This window comes from Mesorhizobium sp. M1E.F.Ca.ET.063.01.1.1, assembly GCF_003998155.1.
Classification (GTDB): Bacteria; Pseudomonadota; Alphaproteobacteria; order Rhizobiales; family Rhizobiaceae; genus Mesorhizobium.
In genome coordinates this window covers 1-1,751 of record NZ_RZSC01001008.1, presented here as the reverse complement: position 1 = coordinate 1,751, position 1,751 = coordinate 1, and the positions used below count along the sequence as shown (strand labels likewise).

3 protein-coding genes are annotated in these 1,751 nt (G+C 64.9%); all 3 read right to left on the bottom strand.

The annotated features are described in order from the left end of the window. On the bottom strand, positions 1 to 396 hold a 396-nt coding region (locus tag EOA29_RS35390; protein ID WP_145970010.1), incomplete at its 3' end, for a DUF2958 domain-containing protein. 14 nt (positions 397 to 410) lie between these two features. Next, positions 411 to 614 carry a hypothetical protein gene (locus tag EOA29_RS35385; RefSeq protein WP_127222321.1) on the bottom strand — a complete coding sequence of 68 codons (204 nt, stop codon included), beginning with the start codon at positions 612 to 614 and terminating at the stop codon, positions 411 to 413. Next, positions 611 to 1,573, bottom strand: a complete 963-nt coding sequence (locus EOA29_RS35380; protein ID WP_127222320.1) for a zincin-like metallopeptidase domain-containing protein — start codon at positions 1,571 to 1,573, stop codon at positions 611 to 613. The genes EOA29_RS35385 and EOA29_RS35380 overlap by 4 nt, the downstream gene beginning before the upstream one ends. Positions 1,574 to 1,751 lie beyond the last annotated feature (178 nt).

The following is a 1,751-nucleotide window of genomic DNA, read 5'->3' as shown; positions in this document are numbered from 1 at the left end:
GTCCGGCGGAAGCTCGGAACCGGATTTGGCAAGTGCTTCCGCTGCCTGTCGCAAAAGCCGCTCGTCCTCGGTGATGTGGCAGGACAGCCGAGCGGCTTCGGCATAGACGGAGAGCGCAAACTCGGCCTTGAAATAGCGGTCGCGCTCGATGCCGAGGCCAAGCCGTCCCTTGACGCTTTCAAGCTCGGCAAGGCTGACGCTGCCCAGTTCCGGGAAGCCGAGGCCGAGGTCGCACAGGCCGAACAGCGTGTCGCCGTCGGCGTCGAGTTCGCTCAAGAGCCAGGTCGCGGGCCCGGTGGGATCGAACAGTTTGACGACCGGGTGATGGTCGGTTTCTGTTTCGGCCGCGCCATTGGCGAGCAGCCGGGCGCGAAGGTCGTCGGTAATGAGGATCATGGCAAAACTCCTTGTCAAAACAGGTCGAGCTGGTTGCGGGTGCAGTCGTCGAACAGGCCGATATCGAGCGGCTTTTGCGCCTTGCGTGGCCGCATGGGCGCGTCCGTGAGAAGGCAAAGCCGGTCGCGCGTGGTGACGGGCCGGACACCGGGAATGAGGGTCTGCTCGCCTTCCGGCGTCGTCTCGGTCGGCAGCGCCTGGGGATCGCGCGCCTTCACGCCGCGATCTCCTCACGGTCCGAGGCTTCGGCGTTGCTGTGAGGGCCGAGCAGGAAATCGGCGGCTTTGGAAGCTTGGCTGGCGGCGCGGAAAATGGCGCGGTTGTCCTCGCGCAGCACGGTGAGCCATGAGCCGATGTAGTCGGCATGGCGCACGGTCGGCTCGATGGCGAGAGAGCTGCAGACGAAGGCGGCGCAGATTTCGGCGACCAGTTCCTCGCGCGCATAGGTCTTGGAGCGGAACGAGCCGGAAAGGTCGCGCGCAAGCCGGGTCGGATGGCCGGTCCAGTGGCCAAGCTCGTGGAAACAGGTGCGGTAATAGTCGATCTGATGAAAGAAAGCGGGCTGCGGCGGCACCTGAATGAAGTCGCTGCCCGGCATGTAAAAAGCGCGATCGCCGCCGATCCTGAAATCCGCGCCGCAGTCGTGAATCAGCGCCTCGGCCTGCGGGATGATCTGACGCTCGGGCAGCGGTTCGGCGGCGGCATGGAGGTGGTCGGGCAGGTTGTCGCATTGCGCGACATTGAAGACGGTGAAGCGCTTCAAAAAGGGCACGGCATGCGGTTCGTCGCCATCCGTCTTGGCGCGTTCCTTTTCGACCTTTGGGACGAACCGGTCAGCATGCACTATTGTTGTGCCGTGTTCGCCCTTCCTGACGTTGCCGCCAAGGGCAAGCGCCTGCCGGAAAGTGAGCCAGTTCTGGCTTGGGTAAGCCCGCTCGATGACCGCGCCCCAAAGGATCAGGATGTTGATGCCGCAATAGCGGCGACCGGTGGCCGCGTTGCTGGGCAGGCCGAGGCCGGCCTTCGCACTGCCCCATGGCTTGACCCATGGCACCGTGCCGCGCTCCAGCTCGGCGATGATGCGATCTGTGATTTCCTGATAAAGGCTGGCGCCCGTGCGCCCGCTCTTGCCTGCGCCAGCCTCTCGGCTACCGGAACGCTTGTATTTTGCACCCATCGTCTGGTCCTCCGCTCTTCAATCCCGCGCCCTCCCCGGAAGCGGGGTGGGCGGCGAAAGCGACCGGAAAGGCCCGACGTCCAAGGCGGCCCGCATCCGAAGGACCGGAACGAAGAGGAGGACCCGAAGCGTCAAGCGAAGGGTTGCGGGATGCCGCAGCGGGCCTAGAAGGGAGAGC